The organism is Arcicella sp. GW821-FHT09D11 (assembly GCF_059416265.1).
Map to the genome: position 1 here is coordinate 333,170 of NZ_JBWKOV010000004.1, position 15,087 is coordinate 348,256.

At 36.6% G+C, this 15,087-nt stretch carries 13 protein-coding genes; 9 read left to right on the forward strand and 4 right to left on the reverse strand.

Features of this window, described 5'->3' with window-relative positions; translation table 11 throughout:
* Positions 1 to 2 precede the first annotated feature (2 nt).
* On the reverse strand, positions 3 to 1,139 hold the full coding sequence (locus AC07N0_RS14230; RefSeq protein WP_494589695.1) for a sensor histidine kinase: 1,137 nt from the start codon (positions 1,137 to 1,139) through the stop codon (positions 3 to 5).
* 220 nt (positions 1,140 to 1,359) lie between these two features.
* On the opposite strand from AC07N0_RS14230, the gene AC07N0_RS14235 reads away from it, so the two are divergent.
* Positions 1,360 to 3,795, forward strand: a complete 2,436-nt coding sequence (locus AC07N0_RS14235; protein ID WP_494589696.1) for a TonB-dependent receptor — start codon at positions 1,360 to 1,362, stop codon at positions 3,793 to 3,795.
* Between the two features lie 85 nt (positions 3,796 to 3,880).
* Here AC07N0_RS14235 and AC07N0_RS14240 read toward each other — a convergent pair whose 3' ends face one another.
* Positions 3,881 to 4,948, reverse strand: coding sequence for a serine hydrolase domain-containing protein (locus tag AC07N0_RS14240; RefSeq protein ID WP_494589697.1), 1,068 nt, complete (start codon positions 4,946 to 4,948; stop codon positions 3,881 to 3,883).
* 164 nt (positions 4,949 to 5,112) lie between these two features.
* On the opposite strand from AC07N0_RS14240, the gene AC07N0_RS14245 reads away from it, so the two are divergent.
* Positions 5,113 to 5,343 (forward strand): hypothetical protein, encoded by a 231-nt coding sequence (locus AC07N0_RS14245; RefSeq protein WP_494589698.1) that lies wholly within the window; start codon positions 5,113 to 5,115, stop codon positions 5,341 to 5,343.
* A 293-nt stretch (positions 5,344 to 5,636) separates the two neighbouring features.
* Here AC07N0_RS14245 and AC07N0_RS14250 read toward each other — a convergent pair whose 3' ends face one another.
* The gene (locus AC07N0_RS14250) at positions 5,637 to 7,067 is read right to left on the reverse strand and encodes a circularly permuted type 2 ATP-grasp protein (RefSeq protein WP_492803432.1); all 1,431 of its coding nucleotides are present in this window, start codon (positions 7,065 to 7,067) and stop codon (positions 5,637 to 5,639) included.
* A gap of 257 nt (positions 7,068 to 7,324) precedes the next feature.
* Between AC07N0_RS14250 and ygiD the strand changes: the two genes are divergently transcribed.
* The 7 genes from ygiD to AC07N0_RS14285 all read left to right on the forward strand — a co-directional run bounded on the left by ygiD (position 7,325) and on the right by AC07N0_RS14285 (position 13,127).
* Positions 7,325 to 8,155, forward strand: a complete 831-nt coding sequence (ygiD, locus tag AC07N0_RS14255; RefSeq protein WP_494589839.1) for a 4,5-DOPA-extradiol-dioxygenase — start codon at positions 7,325 to 7,327, stop codon at positions 8,153 to 8,155.
* A gap of 61 nt (positions 8,156 to 8,216) precedes the next feature.
* Positions 8,217 to 9,143 carry a tRNA epoxyqueuosine(34) reductase QueG gene (gene queG, locus AC07N0_RS14260; RefSeq protein WP_494589699.1) on the forward strand — a complete coding sequence of 309 codons (927 nt, stop codon included), beginning with the start codon at positions 8,217 to 8,219 and terminating at the stop codon, positions 9,141 to 9,143.
* Between the two features lie 233 nt (positions 9,144 to 9,376).
* Positions 9,377 to 10,237, forward strand: a complete 861-nt coding sequence (locus tag AC07N0_RS14265; RefSeq protein WP_494589700.1) for a dienelactone hydrolase family protein — start codon at positions 9,377 to 9,379, stop codon at positions 10,235 to 10,237.
* 411 nt (positions 10,238 to 10,648) lie between these two features.
* Positions 10,649 to 10,933, forward strand: coding sequence for an SCP2 sterol-binding domain-containing protein (locus AC07N0_RS14270; RefSeq protein WP_492803438.1), 285 nt, complete (start codon positions 10,649 to 10,651; stop codon positions 10,931 to 10,933).
* Between the two features lie 104 nt (positions 10,934 to 11,037).
* Positions 11,038 to 12,396, forward strand: coding sequence for a tRNA uridine-5-carboxymethylaminomethyl(34) synthesis GTPase MnmE (gene mnmE, locus AC07N0_RS14275; protein WP_494589701.1), 1,359 nt, complete (start codon positions 11,038 to 11,040; stop codon positions 12,394 to 12,396).
* Between the two features lie 70 nt (positions 12,397 to 12,466).
* Positions 12,467 to 12,772 carry a type II toxin-antitoxin system HigB family toxin gene (locus tag AC07N0_RS14280; protein WP_494589702.1) on the forward strand — a complete coding sequence of 102 codons (306 nt, stop codon included), beginning with the start codon at positions 12,467 to 12,469 and terminating at the stop codon, positions 12,770 to 12,772.
* Positions 12,765 to 13,127 carry a helix-turn-helix domain-containing protein gene (locus AC07N0_RS14285; protein ID WP_492803446.1) on the forward strand — a complete coding sequence of 121 codons (363 nt, stop codon included), beginning with the start codon at positions 12,765 to 12,767 and terminating at the stop codon, positions 13,125 to 13,127. The genes AC07N0_RS14280 and AC07N0_RS14285 overlap by 8 nt, the downstream gene beginning before the upstream one ends.
* A 113-nt stretch (positions 13,128 to 13,240) precedes the next feature.
* On the opposite strand, the gene AC07N0_RS14290 is transcribed toward AC07N0_RS14285, so the two are convergent.
* Positions 13,241 to 15,025 (reverse strand): tetratricopeptide repeat-containing sensor histidine kinase, encoded by a 1,785-nt coding sequence (locus AC07N0_RS14290; RefSeq protein ID WP_494589703.1) that lies wholly within the window; start codon positions 15,023 to 15,025, stop codon positions 13,241 to 13,243.
* Between the last annotated feature and the right edge of the window lie 62 nt (positions 15,026 to 15,087).

Genomic DNA, 15,087 nt, shown 5'->3' on the forward strand with positions numbered 1-15,087 from the left:
GCTTAAATTGTTTGAGGAATGAGATGTTGCTTTTTATTGAATGCCAATTTTAACACCACTTTATAACTATTGCTAGCGTCATTAATCGCTAGTTTGTAATGCTTGGGATATAATAAATCAAGTCTTCGTATGACGTTTTTTAGACCTATGCCGCTATTTTCATACATACCATTGTCTGATTTCTGAGCCACCACAAAACTATTTTCTATCATTAGATTAACCATCTCACTATCAATGTCTAGCCTCATGCTGATATAGTTTTTTTGTCCTTTGCCTTTTGAAACATGCTTAAACGCATTCTCTACAAATGGCATCAAGATAAACGGTTCAATCGTTTGCCCGATAGCGGAATGATTATTGATTTCAAATTTTAAATCAGTTTGTTTTTCGTCCAACCTCAGCCTTTCTAATTCAATAAAGTTATTGAGAAAGAACAATTCTTTTTCTAAGGCTATTTCGTTTTCGTTGCATTCGTATAGTTGATAACGGAGCAAGTCTGAAAATGAAGCCAAGGATTCAGAGGCTAAATCGGGGTTTTTATGAATCAAGACAAAGATGGAATTGATAGTATTGAACAAAAAATGAGGATTGAACTGCGATTTCAGGTATTTTAATTCTGTTTCCAATTTCTCTTTTTCCAATACATGTTGCTTTCGTTCTGATTGAATCCAATTTTTGGTCAGTTTGATACTCATTGCAAGGGTCGTACTCGCCATCGTCGACGGTAAAGCATTTATCAGGAAAAAGAACATAAAATCGCTCGGTTCTCTTTGATAAAGTTCCTTGAAGGTAAAATCAGAAAGATAAGCACTGGTATAATAGCCCGCGACAATAAACCAAGAAGTACTAAGCACAACGAGTAATAAAAATAAAATATACAGCCCGTATTTACCTTTTTGAAGGTAATGAGGAATCAGGTAAAATAAATTAAAATAAACCGCAATGGCTTGGAAGACCACATAAAACAAGAATTTGATAGAGTAGGCACTACTCAATAAATTATTGGCTACGGCACTAATATTACGGATAGTCAGCATCCACCAAGCGATGTGGTACAAAAACCAAAAAGGGATATGGTATAGTTTATATTTAATAAACCAACTGTTCTTTGAAAAGATATTAGCTTTGTTATTGAACATTTTATAAAAGAGAATAGCTTGCAAAATACGTTGACGCTCAATAATAACCTATCGATATTGACGAACGACATCAGTAAAATGACAAGATGTAATAATGACTCTTTAACCTGATTTTAAGCGTTTTCTGCATTTGGTCAATACAAATCTAAGGCTTGTCAATCAAATTATTTTATCTTGGAAATGTACTGTTGTTTTGACTGACAATCAAAATGACAAGCTCATGAAAACCAATGCCTTACTGATAATAACTGCCACTTTAATGGCAACAACTACTTACGGACAAATTACTGGTAAAATAATTAATAAAACCAACGAAGCCATACCTTTTGTCAATGTTGTATTATATCAAGCCAATGATACTACTATCGTTAAAGGAACCAATGCAGACGAACAGGGTATGTTTTCATTATCATCGACCAAAGAAGGTGTTTTTTTGATAGGCATCAGTAGTGTAGGATACCAATCTATGTTTACAAAACCTATCACCATAGCCATACAAAACGAAGCTGTGGACATAGGAGTTTTGCAAATGGCAGACAATGTTAATGCACTAACCGAAGTAGTAGTAAGTGCCAAAAAGGATTTGATTCAGACTACGCCAGTCGGACAGGTGATAAATGTACAAAGTAGCATCATGACCAAAGGGAGTTCTGCCCTACAGGTGTTAGAGCGATTGCCTGGAGTAATCATCGACTACCGAAATAATAGCTTTAGTTTAAACGGACAAAGTGGCGTGGCTATTATGATTAATGGTAGAACAGTTCGCTTATCGTTGACGGAAGTAATGGCAATGCTCAATGGCATGAATGCTGACAATATTGATAAAATAGAAATCATTACGTCGCCAACTGCCCAATATGATGCCGAAGGTGGGGCAGGACTAATCAATATTGTCTTAAAGAAAAATGAATATGAAGGGACAAAACTCAATTTTTCTTCAACGTTAGGTTATGGGTTTAGAGAGAAAGCATCGGCCTCTATTAATGTGTCACATGGCACTAAAAACTCCAATTACTATGCTTCCTACTCGATGCTACACGACGGTGCTAAATCAAGCTGGCAGGCCTATGGTGCATTGAATTTTCCTGCTTTAGGAGGGGCTTATACCAGTAGTTTTTATAGTGCTACGGTTAACTTAAAAAATAGTCATAACCTTTCGTTGGGGTTTGACCACAGACTAAACCCCAAAACATTAGTGGGAGGGAGCGTAACCTACTTGAATTCAACTACGAAACCCAATGTGCAAAGCGATGGCTTTTATGATTTTCAATCGGGTAACTACTTTGCCATGAAGATAAATTCGTTAGGCAATAATCTTGGGCAGAATATCCAATCTTCCGCATTTTTAGAAAAACAACTATCTGTAAAATCTAAACTGAACGTTGACGCCAGTTATTGGTATTTTAAGAACAACAGTCCATCTTTGATTAATAGCACCTATTATGATAAAGAGGGAGAAATAATAAAACCATCGTCATCAGTTTTTACAGAAGGTAACAGAGGTGAAGGCATTTCTGAACTGAATATTGGCGTGTTGAAAAGTGATTTTTCGACGAAGTTAACTGATAAAATAAATATTGAAACGGGCATCAAAGGGAGTTATTCTAGCAATACAAATAATAGCAAGGTAGAAAAAAAGGAGAATGACGTTTGGATATTAGATAGTCGTTCTCAAAGCACTGTGATTAGTAACGAAAGTATTTTAGCAGCTTATTCTTCCTTTGATTTTACTTTAAATACCAAAACATCTTTGACGGCAGGTTTGAGGTATGAGTATTGGGCAAGAGATATTAACCATCAGACAAATACCTATTCTCAATTTTTCCCTTCTCTAAATTTGAGTCATAAAATAGCTGAAAATAGTAGTGTTGTATTGAATGTTTCACGCCGAATCAGCAGACCCGCTTACAATGACTTGATTGCAGGCTTATTTTATAATGACCCTAGTTCGGTTTTTACAGGAAATCCATTACTAAAACCGAGTATTACCAATGCCTTCAAAACCACCTTTACCCATAAAAACATCAGTATTGGGCTAGGTATCCAACACGAAGTAAATCCAATCATTCGTTATCAATTAAGTACTACTGTCGCCAAAGATATATTTATCTTATCTCCTCAAAATCTGGATTTTATGAATAGTATCAGCCTTACTACTAATGTGCCGATTCAGCTTTTTAGTTGGTGGAAAATAAATATAGGGGGAACAACCGCTTATCGTAAATACAGAGTAGGCTATACTCCGCAAGTAGCCGAGAAGGCGTATTTGTTCCATAATTATTTCTTAAATCAGACCTTGAGTCTGCCACAAAATATCGAATTAGAAATTACAGGATGGCATAACACTAACCAATTTGATGGTCCCAATATGATAAAAGGGTTTGGCGTACTGAATATGGGCATAGCCAAAAAGCTAGATAAAGACAGAGGAACGATACAATTGGCGATTACGGATATTTTTAAATCCATGAATATTTATACCGAAGTAGGCGTAGTTACACCTGTCGTATTTATCGAACAAAATAAAGTGCATTATATGGATGAGACCGCTTATGCAAGAATTTTTAAATTAAGTTATTCCAGAAGCTTTGGCAGTACAATCCGTAGTCGTAGTAAAACAAATAATGTAGAAGAGGAGGGGAGTAGGATACGGTAGTGACTAACCTCATGGCATGACTAACGATTTGTCTGTTTATTATCACAGTAGTCTGTTAAGTCATGCCATGAGTAAAAACAAGAACTCATCCCCCTTCACAATATGGAAGAATATATTTTATTAATATTTCAAAAGGTAGTTTTGATTTGGAAGAATTATAACTATTCCCTGTAAATGCTACCACTAAAGCTAGGTCTGGTATTACCATAATATATTGCCCACCGTTGCCTGATGCAAATATTACATTGTGCCTGATTTTATCTGTTTGTATTGCTTCATTATACCAAGTATAGCCATAAAAGGTAGGCTGTGGTAGGGCATCTTTAGCTTTTGAGATTTTTACGTTTGAGAAATTTTCAATCTTGGTAATTGGCTGGGTAGCTTCCTTTATCCATTTTTCAGAAACAATCCTTTTGCCTTTATACGTCCCTTTGTTCAATACCAATGCTCCAATTTTAGCCATATCAGTCGGCAATATATAAAATGAACCCGCAGTCATTCCGTGTCCAGCAGGGTCTTTCGTCCAGCGATAATTTTTAATGCCTAAAGGCTGAAAAAGAAACTTGTCAGCGAATGCTAAAATAGACATTTTTGAGGCATTGGAAACAATACCACCAAGTATCATTGTATTGCATGACGTATATGCCCAATGCGTCCCTGAAGGATGAAGCATTGGTAAATCAAGTGAAAACTTTACCCAATCTTTAGTCTCCGCCATTTCATCCTCGCAATCTTTGGCGCCATCCCATTCTTCACAATCAAACCCTGATTTCATTGCTAAGAGGTGTTGGATTGTCATGCTTTCTTTTCTACTATCCGAGTTATTAAAATTTTTGTATTCAGGGAAGAATGAATAAACCTTTTCATCAACACTCTTTATATAGCCCTTGTCAATAGCGATGCCGACAAGCAGTCCTGTGATAGATTTGAAAGACGAGCGAGTATCATGTAAGCTAGCTTTTGTCAATCCATTAAAATATTGTTCATAGATTAATTTCCCTTTTTGTGAAACTACCATACCATCAATATTAGGGTATGCACCATGTTTAATAGCAATAGTAAGACTATCCAACAGCGTTTTGTTTACCTGAGAGAAGGATGAGATTGAAGTAAAAGCAATGATTAAACAGATGAATAAGATGATTTTTTTCATAGTGATGAGTGATAAGGTTCAGTTTACTCAAATCTACCAAAGAATCCAATGTATTCAAATGTTTGTAGGGGAAATTAAAGTTTCAATTGTAAGTGTTATTCTTAAGAAGTGTTAATTAAGTGTAATATTTTTTAGTATATTTGATTAATAAACAGCTACAAATTATGACACAGGTAGTATTGCAAATAGAAAATGAGAAGGACTTAGAGTCAATTCTGACAATAGCTCAACAATTAAATATTAAACACTTTACAACGAATACACATTTTCAAGATTCGAATGTATTGACGGAATCGGAACATAATCATCGAAAAAATGGACTGTCTAAGTTCAGAGGCATCCTTAAAGCAAATAGTGGTTATTATCCATCAAAATCAGAATTGTACGAACAATAACTAACATAAGTCATTCAGAGTTCTAAAGTCATAAAAAAAGCGGTCAAAATTAGTTTTTTGACCGCTTTTTGTGATTGATGGACAACGAATTCCTACTGTTTGAGCGAAGCGAGGCGGTTCGCCGCTGCGATTAGGAATTCTTGATTTTCTTTTGCGGTCCGCCACGCGGTTACTTTTCTTGTATCAAGACAAGAAAAGTAAGGACAAGGCGATAATAAATGTCAATCTTCTAAAATTCATTATCTAAAAGAAAAAAATCAAAATAATGCATATTTACATTAAAAACCAACCCATCAATACAATACCCAAGTATCCTTCGAGCCCCCACCTTGCGATGAATTAACTACCAATGAACCTTTACGTAAAGCTACACGGGTAAGTCCTCCCGGAATCACTTTTACGCCGTCTCCATAAAGAATGTATGGACGTAAATCAACGTGTCTGCCTTCTGAATGGTCATCAATCAAACACGGTACTCTCGACAGTGAAATCGTAGGTTGAGCAATGTAATTTCTAGGATTTGCTTTGATACGTGCTTTAAATATTTCTTGTTCCTCCTTCGTCGATTTTGGACCAATCAACATACCATATCCACCTGCTTCGTTTGCTTCTTTTACTACTAATTTCTCGATGTTTTCTAATACATACTTACAATCATCTTCTTCACCACAAATAAAGGTTTCAACGTTCGGGATGATTGGGTCTTCGCCTAAATAATATTTGATGATTCTTGGTACATAAGCATAAATTACTTTATCATCTGCCACGCCTGTTCCGGGGGCATTCGCCAAGGCAATTCTACCTTTTTTGTACACATCAAAGATACCTGGAATACCAATTAAAGAATCTGGATTGAAAGCCTTAGGGTCTAAGAATGTATCGTCAATTCTGCGATAAATAACATCTACAATCTGGAATCCCTTAGTAGTACGCATTTTTACATAACCATCATGCACTACTAAATCGCGTGAATCTACCAATTCAACACCCATTTGTTGAGCCAAATAAGAGTGCTCGAAATAAGCTGAATTATAAATCCCCGGTGTCAGTACACAAACCGTAGGGTTTGGTCGGTCGCTGATGTGTTGTAACATCTGCAACAATTTGTTTGGATAATCTGAGATAGACTGTACTCTGGTTTTACCCAATACTTCTGGAAAGGTACGTTTTAGCAGTTCTCTGTTTTCGAGCATATAAGAAACACCCGACGGACAGCGGAGGTTGTCTTCCAACACCATAAACTTACCATCGTCGCCACGAATCAAATCTGTTCCCGTAATGTGGATATAAATGCCTTTTGGTGGACGAATACCAACGCAAGGGCGTAAAAAGTCTTTTGAAGTTTCAATCAATTCACGGGGAATGATGCCGTCTTTCAATATTTTTTGGTCATGATAAATATCATCCAAAAACATATTCAATGCCGTAATGCGTTGTATCAAACCTTTCTCGGTTTTTTTCCAGTCATCCGCTTCTATTACTCGGGGGATAATATCAACAGGCATGATGCGTTCTGTTCCTTCATTTTCCGAGTAAACATTGAAAGTAATACCCATTGCCATTAAAGAGCGTTCTGCTGCTTGGTGGCGACGAATAAACTCCTCAATCTTTAACTGTTCTACCCGTTCCTTGAATGCTTCGTACCCCATACGCACATTACCTTGTGCATCAAACATTTCATCGAAGAAGCCTTCGGTTTGGTAGTTGTCAAAACTAAAATTCATAGGCTTTTGATAATTTATTAGTTGTTATTATTCTAATTTAAAAAAATAATACTGCGTGTCAAAATTGTTTTCCCAAAGAAAATTCTGAAAATGATAAATATCACAAAATATGTTGAAAAATGAGTAAAATTACTTACCAATTTTCCTGCTAAGTTACTCTTTGAACTTACTAATCAAGCAATCCGTTGCATAAATATAGTATTTTTCAAGAAATGAAACGGAAAGAGTTTATAAAAGCCTCTGTAGGGGTACTAACGATGTCAGCATTAGGAACATTAAAAGCATTTTCAGACCAGTTATCAAAACAAGAACAAAAAACGCCATTATTTTTTATTGGGCATGGCTCACCCATGAATGGCATCGAAAATAATCAATTTAGTCAACAATGGGCAACTTTAGCCAATGATTTTCCGGAGCCTACCGCAGTAATTGTTATTTCAGCACATTGGCTTACAAGAGGTACTTTTGTAACGGCAATGGAAAAACCGAGAACCATTCATGATTTTGGAGGATTTCCCAAAGCATTGTTTGATGTGCAGTATCCAGCCATAGGAAGTTTGGCAATAGCAGAAGAAACCCAAAAACTGATTACTAAAACGGATGTACATTTAGACCACGAATGGGGATTGGATCATGGCACGTGGACGATTATTCGCCATATCTATCCCAAAGCCAATATTCCAGTATTACAATTAAGCATTGATTATCACCAGTCACCGCAATATCATTATGAATTGGCACAAGAATTGGCGGTTTTACGGCGTAAAGGGGTATTGATTATTGGAAGTGGCAACATGGTACATAACTTACGCATGGTAGATTTTCGGAGAATAGACGGGGCTTATGGCTATGATTGGACAATAGAAATGAATGAGAAATTCAAAAAGAATATTGCCGAGAACAATCATAAACCTTTAATAAATTATGAAAGTATGGGCGAGGCTGCTAAATTGGCTATTCCAACGCCCGACCATTACTATCCATTATTATATATTTTGGGTATGCAAGAAAAGAACGAGGAAGTGAGTTTCTTTAATGATGTGCCTGTGGGTGGTTCTTTAACGATGACTTCTGTAAAAATTGCATAATTAGTGAACGGTAAATAGTGATTGGTGATTAGATTAGTATTTCAAATTGCTTACATAATAAATGATTGACAAAGCCCAATATTCTTTTTTAATAAAACAAAAAGCCAAAGAATTGGGCTTTGACTATTGTGGTATTTCTGAAGCAGGATTTTTGGAGGAGGAAGCTCCTAGACTAGAGAATTGGTTGAAAGCCAATCAGCATGGCAAGATGCAGTATATGGACAACCATTTTGATAAAAGGCTAGACCCAAGACTATTGGTGGATGATGCCAAGTCGGTGGTTTCCTTACTCTTTAATTATTATCCTGCCGAAAGACTTCCCGAAGGCGTAAATGATTTGAAACTATCAAAATACGCTTATGGCAAAGATTATCATTTTGTGGTAAAAGAAAAACTGCAAGCTTTTTTAGCCTATATTCAAGAAGAAATCGGGGAAGTAGGAGGGAGAGCTTTTGTAGATTCTGCACCCGTCATGGATAAGGCTTGGGCAAAAAAAGGGGGCATAGGATGGATAGGTAAAAACAGTAATATTATCAATAAAAACCAAGGCAGTTTCTTTTTTATCGCAGAGCTGATTTTGGATTTACCGTTAGAACCCGACGGCCCCGTAAAAGACTATTGTGGTACCTGTACACGTTGTATAGATGCTTGTCCGACGGATGCCATCGTCGAACCTTATGTAGTAGACGGCTCGAAATGTATCAGTTATTATACCATTGAGCTAAAGGAGGCAATACCCATAGAAGCCCAGCATAAGTTTGAAAACTGGTTTTTTGGCTGTGATATTTGTCAGGATGTTTGTCCGTGGAATCGTTTTTCAAAACCACACCAAGAACCCCAATTTAACCTTCATCCCGACTTGGCGAATTTTACTAAAAGCGATTGGGAAGAAATCACCGAAGAAGTATTTCAAACCATCTTTAAAAAGTCACCTTTGAAAAGAACTAAGTATGCAGGACTAAAAAGAAACATAGAATTTTTAAAGTAATTGTAATTATATTAGCTTTGAATTGTAAGCGATGAGCTATAAGCTATAAGCTATAAGCGATGAGCTATAAGCTATAAGCTATAAGCTATAAGCTATAAGCTATAAGCAATGAGCTATGAGCGTTTTTTCTTATCCTCTCAATCTAATTCTATTTATGTTAAGATGGGAACCAAAGCCTAAAACTCATTGCTCAAAGCTCATTGCTCATAGCTCACAACTAAACAACAATAACTATGAACCAAGAAATTATTAACCTTTTTGATGAGTACACGCACAAACCTTTGACGCGTGAGGATTTCCTTAAACGCCTTGTTAAGTTAACAGGGAGTACGGTAGCTGCCATGACGGTATTACCACTGCTAGAAGTGAATTATGCTCATGCCGCTACTATCCCTGAAAACGACGATGATATCGAAACATCAGATATTACCTACGAAGGTGATGGCTGTACGATGAAAGCCTATTTGGCTCAACCCAAAAAAACCAAAGGGAAAATTGGTTCAGTGATTGTCATTCATGAGAATCGCGGACTCAATCCACATACCAAAGACGTAGCACGCAGGGTAGCAAAAGCAGGCTATTACGCTTTGGCAGTAGATGCCCTTTCGCCTTTGGGAGGAACCCCAGAAAATGAAGATGAAGCACGTAATTTATTCAGTAAATTAGATGCTACTAAAAATACCAACAACTTCTTAAAAGGCTTTGATTACCTAAAGACTTTACCCAAAAGCAATGGCAAAACCAGTTGTGTAGGTTTTTGTTGGGGCGGAGGATTGGCTAATCAATTAGCGGTTAACTCGCCAACGTTAAATTCAGCAGTAGCCTATTATGGTCGCCAACCAGAAGCGGCTGATGTACCAAAAATAAAAGCCAAATTGTTATTACATTACGGCGGACTAGACGAACGTATCAACGCAGGCATTCCAGCGTATGAAACAGCCCTAAAAGCAGCGGGTACGAAATACGAATTATACGTTTACGAAGGCGCACAACACGCATTCAATAACGACACCGCACCCACCCGCTATAACGCAGAAGTAGCCAAAAAAGCGTGGGACGCCACATTAAGAGTATTCAAAGAAACGATTTCGTAGATAGATAGCTATGAGCAGTGAGCTTTGAGCTATCAGCTTTCGGCTATCAGTCATCGGCTATCACTAAGCTGTGAGCTATGAGTCATCAGCTTTGAGCTTTTTTAACATGAATACAAATGGGTAATAAGCTTTGAGCCATCAGCTTTTTTAAGATGTTCTCTTTTTGCATTTGCGTCAGCATTTAATGAAATTCTACTGTTTGAGCGAAGCGAGTTTAGAATTTCTTGACTTTCTTTTGTTACTTTTCTTGTGTCAAGACAAGAAAAGTAAGGACTTTAAGAATAAAAATCTTATTTAAAGACAAAAAAAATAAGTCTTTAAGAATAAAAAAGTCTTAATTAAAATTGATATTTTATTTTTGGGAACAAACCAAATATAATTAATATTAAAAATATAATCAATCTCAGCAACATGACTTTTGAAGAATTAACACAAAAAATCACCGCTTTGGCAGCCGCCAAAGGAGGACTAGGCTCATCTATTAAATTTGCAACCGATGCAGGAAGTATTTTTATTGGTGCAGACGGAAGCGTAAGTAATGCCGACGAAGCCGCAGATTGCACCATTGGCGTAAGCCTAAAAGATTTACAAGGCTTAATGACAGGCGATTTGAATCCGATGACAGCCTTTATGTTTGGTAAACTAAAAATCAGTGGTGATATGGGTATTGCCATGAAATTGAAGGATTTGTTTTAAATTTGTAGCACGATTTGGTACGAGGCGGCGTCTCGCTATCGTTACCGAACTCATTCAATCCACGATTGCGGGACGTCGCAACTATCAAATCGTGTTACAAATTCATGTTTAATCAAGATACAATTTGTGCCTTAGCCACTCCGCAAGGCATTGGAGCCATTGGCGTAATTCGTGTTTCTGGACCAGAAACCTTCCCGATTGTCAATAAAATATTCAAAGGTAAAAACCTAGAAAAACAACTTTCGCATACCATACATTTCGGTACCATCAGAGACAACGAAACCATTGTTGACGAAGTATTGGTATCGCTTTTCAAAGCACCCTCGTCTTATACCCGTGAAGATACCATTGAAATATCTTGTCATGGTTCAGACTTCATTATCCAGAAAATCCTTAAACTGTTATTGCGTGAGGGCGCTAGACTAGCGAACCCAGGCGAATACACACAACGTGCTTTCCTGAACGGACAGTTAGACCTTGCCCAAGCCGAAGCCGTAGCCGATTTAATAGCCTCAGATTCAGAAGCCTCGCATCAGACAGCCATCAATCAAATCAGAGGAGGATTTTCAAAACAAATTGCTCAACTCAGAGAAGCCCTGATTCATTTTGCGTCTTTGATAGAACTAGAATTAGACTTTGGTGAAGAAGACGTAGAATTTGCCGACCGTGACGATTTGCGTCAATTAATCTTTAAGATTCAGAAAGTACTGATTCCCTTGATTGATAGTTTCGAGATGGGCAATGTTATCAAAAATGGCGTGCCGACAGTTATTGCAGGGAAACCAAATGCAGGGAAATCGACCTTGTTGAATCGTTTATTGAACGAAGAAAAAGCCATCGTTTCAGACATTGCTGGAACTACCCGTGATGTCATTGAAGACGAACTCTTTATAGAAGGCATCCGATTTCGCCTGATTGATACCGCAGGGTTACGTAAAACCACTGATACCATCGAGGCTATTGGAGTAGAACGTACTTTGCAACAAATGGATAAAGCTAGTTTGATTGTCTATTTATTTGATGCTTCAGAAATACAGCTTTCAGAAATTGCCCAGCAGATTTCAGAATTCAACGCACCATATCTATTAGTAGGCAATAAAGTAGATAAATTATCGCCTGATAAGAAATCAGCTTTTGATACCACCTATCCAGACATTCTTTGGATTTCAGCATCCGAGAACAAAAACATAGACACCTTAAAGGATACACTGGTTAGAAAAGTAAAAACCAGAGAAATAAAATCTGGAGATACGGTAGTGACCAACCTCCGCCACTATCAACATTTATTACAAACCAACGGAGCATTAGAAAACGTTTTACAAGGCCTAGACCAAAGCATCACAGGCGATTTCCTAGCCCAAGACATCCGTTTCGCCCTACACCACCTAGGCGAAATAACAGGTCAAATCACTACGGATGATTTACTAGCCAATATTTTTTCTAAGTTTTGTATTGGGAAGTAAAAAGGTTTTTAGATTACTAATATTAAATTAAGCAGGTTGCTATTTTAGCAACTTATTATTATATTTGAATATGAGAATAATTGCTAAGAGTACTATACGTAATTTTTGGTTACTTCATCAACAAGCAGAATTTCCTTTATTAGATTGGTATAATACAGTAAAGCAATCTAATTGGACTTCCCCAAATGACGTTAAACAAACTTATGGAAATGCCAGTATCGTTGCTAATGATAGAGTAGTTTTTAATATCAAAGGAAATGATTACAGATTGGTTGTTGAGATAGATTACGAATACCAATTAGTTTTTATTATTTGGGTAGGAACCCACAAAGCATACGATAAAATAGACGTTACTAAAATAGAATACAATGGATAACATAGTAGATAATAAATATCATCAACTAGCATTGAGCAAAGTTCGTACATTGATGAAATTAAAGCCTAGCAAAGACAGCGAACAAGGACAAGAGTTGGAAATGCTTATTTCATTGATAGAAGCATACGAAGAAATACACGTTCCTATGCAAGCCAGTGACCCTATCGCATATTTGCAGTATAAAATGGAACAACAGAATCTAAAGCAAGTAGATTTAATTCCTTATATCGGAGATAAAACGAAAGTATCTAAAATAATGAATCGTAAACAAGAGCTTACAGTACAGATGATAAGTCGCCTTAGTAAAGGGTTAAATATTCCTGTGAACTTTTTAATACCTTCGTTGAGTGTATAAAATAAATGAAATGATAGAAGAGGTTTAATGACCTCTTTTTTTATGCTTCTGTAATTCTCAATAGATTGTAAGTCATATAAGTATGTGGAACAATTGTCAAGAGTAAAAAACGCTTAATTCACAAACGGCAATTCCACAAAAAACTCCGTTCCCTTATCTGGCTCGCTTTTTAGCCAGATTTTACCATGATGGGCTTCTATAATCTGTTTCGTAATGTATAATCCTAAGCCAAATGGTTGTTCACCTCCAGTGCCTTTTCTCCTAGCCGATGTAAATGGGTCAAATATTTTATCCTGCATTTTGATAGGTATGCCTATTCCTGCATCTTTTACGGTAGTAAGCGTCCCACTTTCTGACGATTTAGTATTGATGTAAATACTGCTACCCTCTGGACTAAATTTGATGGCATTCACCACTAGGTTATTAATCACCCTCGATATTTTGTCCCTATCAATATTCATCTTAATATTCGTATCCGTATTAAAAATCAATTGCTGACGCTTGTCTTTCGCCTTGAAACGTAGTAGTTGTACACATTCATTCAGTAATCCATCAAAGGATGTCTCTTTTTTGTCAAGGTCGTGCTTTTGCTCAAAATCAGTTTTTAGTAAGTCATTAATTAAATTTAGGCTGTTGTTAATCGATACCTGCATCAATTGTATTAGCTCGCTATCGTCTTCGTCCATTTCTTTTTCGGCGAGCATCGAAGTCATTGCACCTACTGCTCCAATCGGATTTCGGAGGTCGTGTGCTACAATTTTGATAAGACGGGCATAGTTTTTATTCATCGTCTCTAAATCATGCATGGTTACTTCTGCCTGTTGGAATTGTAGTCTTAGTGCCTCTCTAGACTTTTGGGTATTTTTCCAGTTTCGCCATAATATAATAATCATTACGATAGCCATCACACTGATTAAGATGGCTAATATCAGCAACCTAGATTGGTACTTTGCCAATAGGTTTGATGATTCAAGTTGTTGTTCTTTAGCTGCAAAGTCTTGATAATCAATGCCAAAAAGGTTTTCTTGGGCATCGACTTCATCATGAATTGTTTGACTTTGATTACTATATAAATATGCTTTGGTATAATCCTTTTGCTCGGCATACAAAGATGCTAGTTTTCTAGCCATGACCCCACTGTCTACTAAATAGCCTTTTTGAACCGCTATATCCAACGCTTGCTTGTAATATTTAGCCGCACTTACCTTATCCTTTTGATACACCTTATCTCCCATATCAATCAATAAAAGCATCGCCATGCTATAAAGATGACTATTTAATGCTCTTTCTGTTGATGCTTTTAATAGCGCTATACCTTTATCAAACTGATTATTTTTAATATAATTATCCGCTGTTAATAGTTCATACATTAACAGCATACGGTTGTCTCTATACTTAACTGCTATCTTTCTACCTTTATTAAGATAATGGTTTAGCGAATCTTTACTAACCTTGTCTGAGTATTTGGTGAAATAGTTGAAAATAACCAATGACATGATTGAATCACGGCTTAGTTTTTTGCCTAGTTCAAGTGCCTGATTGTAGTTACTAAATGCCTTTTTTTCTCGTCCCATTGCCTCATAAATGATAGCCATATTCATCAAGGCTTGTACTGTATTTGAAGAATCTCCAATGGTTTTGTACAGCAAATATCCTTCATTAAAATAACGTAGGCCATATTGTATATTGCCTTTGATGCTATATACAATCCCAAGATTATTGAGCGCATCAGCTTGCCCCTTTTCATATTTTAATCTATTGGCTATTTCCCTAGCCTTTTTGGTATAATAAAAGGTACTATCAATGTTTTTTTCATATAAAAGTATCCCAATCCTATTTAACGTATTTACATATACTAAGCTATCCTTTATAATGGGTAGCGATTTTTGTAGTTTCAAAAGTTCATTAGATTGCCCATAGCAAAACTTGCTACAGGAGAATAAGAGTAAAAATAAGGTAA